The sequence below is a fragment of the Pseudomonas sp. MD195_PC81_125 genome (assembly GCF_014060985.1).
GTDB lineage: Bacteria > Pseudomonadota > Gammaproteobacteria > Pseudomonadales > Pseudomonadaceae > Aquipseudomonas > Aquipseudomonas parakoreensis.
The window spans coordinates 1-5,924 of record NZ_JABULD010000259.1 but is presented as its reverse complement, the minus strand read 5'-3'; the positions used below and the strand labels follow the sequence as shown (position 1 = coordinate 5,924).

5 protein-coding genes and 1 pseudogene are annotated in these 5,924 nt (G+C 62.2%); 4 read left to right on the top strand and 2 right to left on the bottom strand.

Annotated features, from left to right (window positions below; translation table 11 throughout):
• Window positions 1-231 precede the first annotated feature (231 nt).
• Together HT737_RS11335 and HT737_RS11330 are read left to right on the top strand one after the other, a co-directional pair.
• The gene (locus HT737_RS11335; RefSeq protein WP_041065128.1) at window positions 232-711 is read left to right on the top strand and encodes an NYN domain-containing protein; all 480 of its coding nucleotides are present in this window, start codon (window positions 232-234) and stop codon (window positions 709-711) included.
• A gap of 35 nt (window positions 712-746) precedes the next feature.
• Window positions 747-1,352 carry a PolC-type DNA polymerase III gene (locus HT737_RS11330; protein WP_182402570.1) on the top strand — a complete coding sequence of 202 codons (606 nt, stop codon included), beginning with the start codon at window positions 747-749 and terminating at the stop codon, window positions 1,350-1,352.
• A gap of 128 nt (window positions 1,353-1,480) precedes the next feature.
• Here the strand turns inward: HT737_RS11330 and HT737_RS11325 are convergent, their stop codons facing one another.
• Window positions 1,481-1,936 (bottom strand): Lrp/AsnC family transcriptional regulator, encoded by a 456-nt coding sequence (locus HT737_RS11325; RefSeq protein WP_182402568.1) that lies wholly within the window; start codon window positions 1,934-1,936, stop codon window positions 1,481-1,483.
• Window positions 1,937-2,099: 163 nt separating this feature from the next.
• Here HT737_RS11325 and yedA point away from each other — a divergent pair, with 163 nt between their 5' ends.
• Window positions 2,100-3,041: a drug/metabolite exporter YedA gene (yedA, locus tag HT737_RS11320; protein WP_182402567.1), complete on the top strand. Its 942-nt coding sequence runs from the start codon at window positions 2,100-2,102 to the stop codon at window positions 3,039-3,041.
• A 65-nt stretch (window positions 3,042-3,106) separates the two neighbouring features.
• Window positions 3,107-4,447, top strand: coding sequence for a DEAD/DEAH box helicase (locus HT737_RS11315; RefSeq protein WP_047296736.1), 1,341 nt, complete (start codon window positions 3,107-3,109; stop codon window positions 4,445-4,447).
• Between the two features lie 138 nt (window positions 4,448-4,585).
• On the opposite strand, the pseudogene HT737_RS11310 reads toward HT737_RS11315, so the two are convergent.
• A pseudogene (locus tag HT737_RS11310) lies at window positions 4,586-5,765 on the bottom strand (TIGR03862 family flavoprotein).
• Window positions 5,766-5,924 lie beyond the last annotated feature (159 nt).

Here is a 5,924-nt window from a genome sequence, read left to right as displayed (position 1 = left end):
AACCTGTGGTGAGGGGGATTTTATCCCCCGATGGAGTGCGCAGCAGTCCCCATTTTCGGGGGCCGCTGCGCTGCCCATCGGGGGATAAATCCCCCTCGCCACAGTCCACCATCCGTCTGGAGTGGTGGGTCGATTATTCGCGCCACCTTCCTGTGGGCTGGCATACTGAGCGCCTTTTTCGGGCCTGGCGCCTGATCCCGCTTCGTGCGCTATGCGCTCACAGGAATCCCGGTGAAAAAAATCGCAGTGTTCGCCGACGTGCAGAACCTCTACTACACCGTGCGTCAGGCCTATGGTTGCCATTTCAACTACGCCGCGCTGTGGGCGGATGTGAGCAAGCACGGGCAGATCGTCGAGGCCTATGCTTACGCCATCGATCGCGGCGACAGCAAGCAGCAGCAGTTTCAGCAGATCCTGCGCAACCTCGGCTTCACCGTGAAACTCAAACCCTACATCCAGCGCAGCGACGGCTCGGCCAAGGGCGACTGGGACGTGGGCATCACCCTCGACATCATGGACGCCGCCGACCACGTCGACGAAATCGTCCTGGCCTCCGGTGACGGCGACTTCGACATGCTGCTCGAACGCATCATCAGCAAGCACGGCGTACAGGCAGTCGCCTACGGCGTGCCCGGCCTGACCGCCAACTCGCTGATCCGCGCCGCCAGCCGTTACGTGCCGATCGAAGGCGCGTTGTTGCTGAAGAATTAAGCTGAAAAATTGATTTGAACGGAGTTGAACCCGGTTTGGAACGCATTGCAGTCATCGACTTTGAAACCACCGGCCTGTCGCCGAACAGCAGCTGCCGCGCCACGGAAATCGCCGTGGTCATGCTGGAAAACGGCCGTATCGTCGAGCGTTACCAGAGCCTGATGAATGCCGGTGTGCGCGTCCCTGCGTTCATCGAGCAACTGACCGGCATCAGCAACGCCATGCTGCGTAGCGCGCCTGCGGCGGAGCGGGTGATGGAAGAGGTCAACGAATTCGTCGGCTGCACCCCGCTGGTGGCGCACAACGCTTCGTTCGACCAGAAATTCTGGGACTTTGAACTGGGACGGATCAAACGCACCCGTCTGCAGAACTTCGCCTGTTCACTGCTGCTGGCCCGGCGCCTGATGCCGGCGGCACCGAATCACAAGCTCGGCACCCTGACCACCTTCGCCCGCCTGCCACACACCGGCCAGGCGCACCGGGCCATGGCGGATGCCGAGATGGCGGCCAACCTGATGGCGCATCTGGCGCAAGAGCTGCGGCACAAGCATGGCGTGCGTGAGCTGAACCATGACCTGCTGTGCAAACTGCAGAAAGTTCCGGCAGCCAAAGTCAGCGAACACCTGCAGCGCTACCGCTGATCCCCAGCCCGACACAGAACCCCTGTGGGAGCGAGCTTGCTCGCGAATGCGGTGTGTCATTCAGCTTCAATGTGACTGATCTATCGCTTTCGCGAGCAAGCTCGCTCCCACAGGGGCCTTCATCGCCCTCAGGGTTTGCCGTTGGCTTCTATATGGCTCAGCGGCACGCGCTTCTCGATTGCGCTGGACAACACGATCGAGGTCTTGCTGAAGCCAAACTTTGCCACGTGATTGATCAGTTCCTCCAGTTCGGTCATCGAGCCCACCGCGCCCTTCATCATCACGCATGGATCGCCGGTCACACGGAAGCATTCGGTCAGTTGCGGGATTTTCACCAGTTCGTCGTAGACCTTCTGGCTGCCGTTCTGGTGCAGGCGCAATTCGATCATGCACTGGATCGGCAAACCGATTTTCGACAGGTCGATGTTCGCCTGGTACCCGGTGATCACGCCGGACGCCTCAAGCTTGGCCACCCGTTCGGCCACTGCCGGGGCGGACAGGTTCACCTTGCGCGCCAGATCGGCGTAGGACGCGCGACCGTTTTCCAACAGGGCGCTGAGCAGCATGCGGTCGTATTTGTCCAAGGCCGGACTCCTGAAAATGCCAGACTTTCGAAATCACGGCTTATCCCGTCGATCTCCGTTGTTTCAAAAGTGTACCGGCGCGATAAACAGGTTTTGTAACTTATTTTTGCTCGCGGGCCTTTCTAGAATAATCCTCACCCTGCCTTTGACTGTCGAGCTGCCCATGCCTGCCTTGCGCCGTTTTTCCTTACCGTTGATCGCCGCGTTTTTCGCGCTGTATGTGATTTGGGGATCGACCTATCTGGTGATCCGCCTCGGCGTCGAATACTGGCCGCCGCTGATGCTCGGCGGGGTGCGCTTCGTGATTGCCGGCAGCCTGATGTACGCCTTCCTGCGCTGGCGTGGCGCGCCGGCGCCGACCTGGGTGCAGTGGAAAGCGGCGGGGATCATCGGGATTCTGTTGCTCAGCTTCGGTAACGGCGCGGTCAGTGTCGCCGAGCACACGGGTGTGGCATCCGGCGTGGCGGCACTGGCAGTGGCGACCGTGCCGTTGTTTACGTTGTTGTGCGGCTATTTCTGGGGCGCGCGCAATTCGCGGCTGGAGTGGGCCGGGGTGGCGCTGGGAATTATCGGCATCGCCATGCTCAACATGGGCTCCAATCTGCAATCGAGCCCGCTGGGCGCGGCGTTGCTGATTTTCGCGGCGGCGACCTGGGCCTTCGGCTCGGTGTGGAGCAAACACCTGCCGCTGCCGCAAGGGGCGATGGCCAGTGCCGTGGAAATGCTGGTGGGCGGCGTGGTCCTGCTGATCGGCAGCGCGGTCAGCGGCGAACACCTGAAAGCCCTGCCACCGGTGGAAGGCTGGCTGGCCCTGGGGTATCTGATCTTCTTCGGCTCGATCATCGCCTTCAATTCCTACATGTACCTGCTCAAGCACGTGCGTCCGGCGGCGGCCACCAGTTACGCCTACGTCAACCCGGCGGTGGCGGTGTTGCTGGGGATCGTGTTTGTCGGCGAGACCATCGGCATGGAAGAAGCACTGGCGATGCTGGTGATCATCAGCGCGGTGGTGCTGATCGGTCTGCCGCAATGGCGGCGGCCGGCGCAGCCGCTGGTCGTGGAGCCGCCGAAGACCGCCGTTCCAGCAGAACCGCGTGTGAATTAGGGTAAACTGCGCGCCATTGCACCCTTGTTTTGCGCAACCGCGCTGATTTTTCCTACGGTACTCCCATGACTTTCGCCACCCTTGGCCTGATCGAACCCTTGCTGCGCTCCCTTGAGAAGCTCGGCTACCAGACCCCGACGCCGGTCCAGGCGCAAGCCATTCCGGCCGTGCTGGCCGGTCGCGACCTGATGGCTGCGGCCCAGACCGGTACCGGCAAGACCGCCGGTTTTGCCTTGCCGCTGCTGCAGTTGCTGGCCATGGAAGGGCCGAAAGTCACCGCCAACTCGGTGCGTGCGCTGATTCTGGTGCCGACCCGCGAGCTTGCCGAGCAGGTGCACGAATCGGTGCGCCAGTACGCGGAAAACCTGCCGTTGCGCACCTACGCGGTGTATGGCGGTGTCAGCATTAACCCGCAGATGATGAAACTGCGCGGCGGCGTCGACCTGCTGGTGGCAACCCCGGGCCGTCTGCTCGACCTGTTCCGCCAGAACGCGTTGAAATTCAATCAGCTGCAAACTCTGGTACTCGACGAAGCCGACCGCATGCTCGACCTGGGCTTTTCCGAAGAGCTGGCGAACATCTATCGCGCGCTGCCGAAGAAGCGTCAGACGCTGCTGTTCTCCGCGACCTTCTCCGATGACATCCGCCTGCTCGCCGGGCAGATGCTCAACGATCCGCTGAGCATCGAAGTCAGCCCGCGCAACGTCGCGGCCAACACCGTCAAACAGTGGGTGGTGACGGTGGACAAGAAGCGCAAGCCGGAACTGTTCGTGCACCTGATGCGCAAGAACAAGTGGAAGCAGGTGCTGGTGTTTGCCAAGACCCGCAACGGCGTGGACGCATTGGTGGAAAAACTCCAGGGCCTTGGTGTGAACGCCGACGGTATCCACGGCGACAAACCGCAGGCGACCCGTCAGCGTGCACTGGATCGTTTCAAACTCAGTGAAGTGCAGATTCTGGTGGCGACCGACGTCGCGGCTCGGGGTCTGGATATCGAAGATTTGCCGCTGGTGGTCAACTTCGACCTGCCGATCGTGGCCGAGGATTACATCCATCGCATCGGTCGTACCGGCCGTGCCGGTGCAACGGGCGAGGCGATCTCGCTGGTGTGTGCCGATGAAGTGAACATGCTCTCGGCCATCGAGATGCTCACCCGTCAGACCTTGAAGCGCCAGAACGAGCCGGACTTCGAACCTGAGCACCGTGTGCCGGAGACCGATGCCAGCGGTCAGGTGATCAAGAAGCCGAAGAAGCCGAAAAAACCGAAGACCTCCGGCGGCGGTGGCGGCAAGCGCAATCTGGGCAAGTGGGTCGACAGTGGCGAAACTCAGGCACCTGAGCCGTCGATCAAGCCTGTGCGTAAAGTGCCGGTGTTCAATACCGGGCCGCGCAAGCGCAAACCTTGATGTGATGCGGCGTCTGTGAGTACGCCTTCGCTCGTCAATTGGGAATGCATTTCCCTGTAGGAGCTGCGGTACGCTGCGATCTTTTGATCCTGTTTTTTAACGGTCAAAAGATCGCAGCCTCGTTTCACTCGGCAGCTCCTACAGGGTTTTGTGCTGAAGCCACTCGAGCAAGCCGAACCCCGCCGCCCGCCCGCTGGCAAAACACCCGGTCAGCAGATAGCCGCCCGTCGGCGCCTCCCAATCCAGCATCTCCCCCGCGCAAAACACTCCCGGCAAGGCTTTGAGCATCAAGCGCTCATCCAGCGCCTCGAACGTCACGCCACCGGCACTGCTGATCGCTTCGTCCAGCGGACGGGTTTTCACCAGGGTCAACGGCAACGCCTTGATCGCCCGCGCCAGCAGCGCCGGATCGGCAAAGGTCGCCGCGTCACTCAACTCGCGCAACAACGCCGCTTTCACCCCATCGATCCCGACCTGACTGTGCAGATGCTTGGCCATCGAGCGCGAGCCGCGCGGCTTGCCCAACGCTGCCTGCAATTTATCCACAGGCCTGTCGGGCAACAGATCGATGTGCACCGTGGCTGAACCCTGCGCGTTGATCGCCTCGCGAATCGGTGCCGACAGCGCATAGATCAGGCTGCCTTCAACCCCGGTCGCGGTGATCACGCATTCGCCCAAGCGTGGGATATCGTCGTTCAAACCGATGGCGACATTTTTCAGCGGTGCGCCGGCGAATTTGCTGACAAGCAATTCGCTCCAGCCCTGCACCTCGAAGCCGCAATTGCTCGGCTGCAACGGCGCCAGTCCTACACCTTTTTGCTCCAGGGGCAGCATCCACGCGCCATCCGAACCCAGCCGCGACCAACTGCCACCGCCGAGGGCGAGCAGGGTGGCGTCGGGTGTGACCGTGATTTCGCCGTCGGGGCTGGCAATGCGCAGAGCGCCGTGTGCATCCCAGCCGAGCCAGCGATGGCGGGTGTGGATAACCACGCCGCTGTCGCGCAGGCGCTTGAGCCAGGCGCGCAGTAGCGGGGCGGCTTTCATGTCGGTAGGGAACACCCGGCCGGAGCTGCCGATGAAAGTCTCGATGCCCAGTTCATGAATCCAGCGGCACAACGCATCGGCATCGAAGCCTCGCAGCAAGGGCGCGATCTGCGGCGCGCGTTCGGCGTAGCGCGCGAGGAACGCCGGGTAAGGTTCGGAATGGGTGATGTTCATGCCGCCGACCCCGGCCAGCAGGAACTTGCGCCCCCACCGAGGGCATGCCGTCGTACAGGTCGACACGCACACCGGCCTGGCTCAGCACTTCGGCGGCCATCAGGCCGGCGGGGCCACCGCCGATGATGGCGACGTGGAGCGGGGAGGGGGGACGGAGGTCTGGGTCATGGCGTGCGCTGCGGTATGGCGGGATAAGGCGCGCATTCTAACAGCCGGGATCCGTGTAGGAGCTGCCGCAGGCTGCGATCTTTTGATCTTG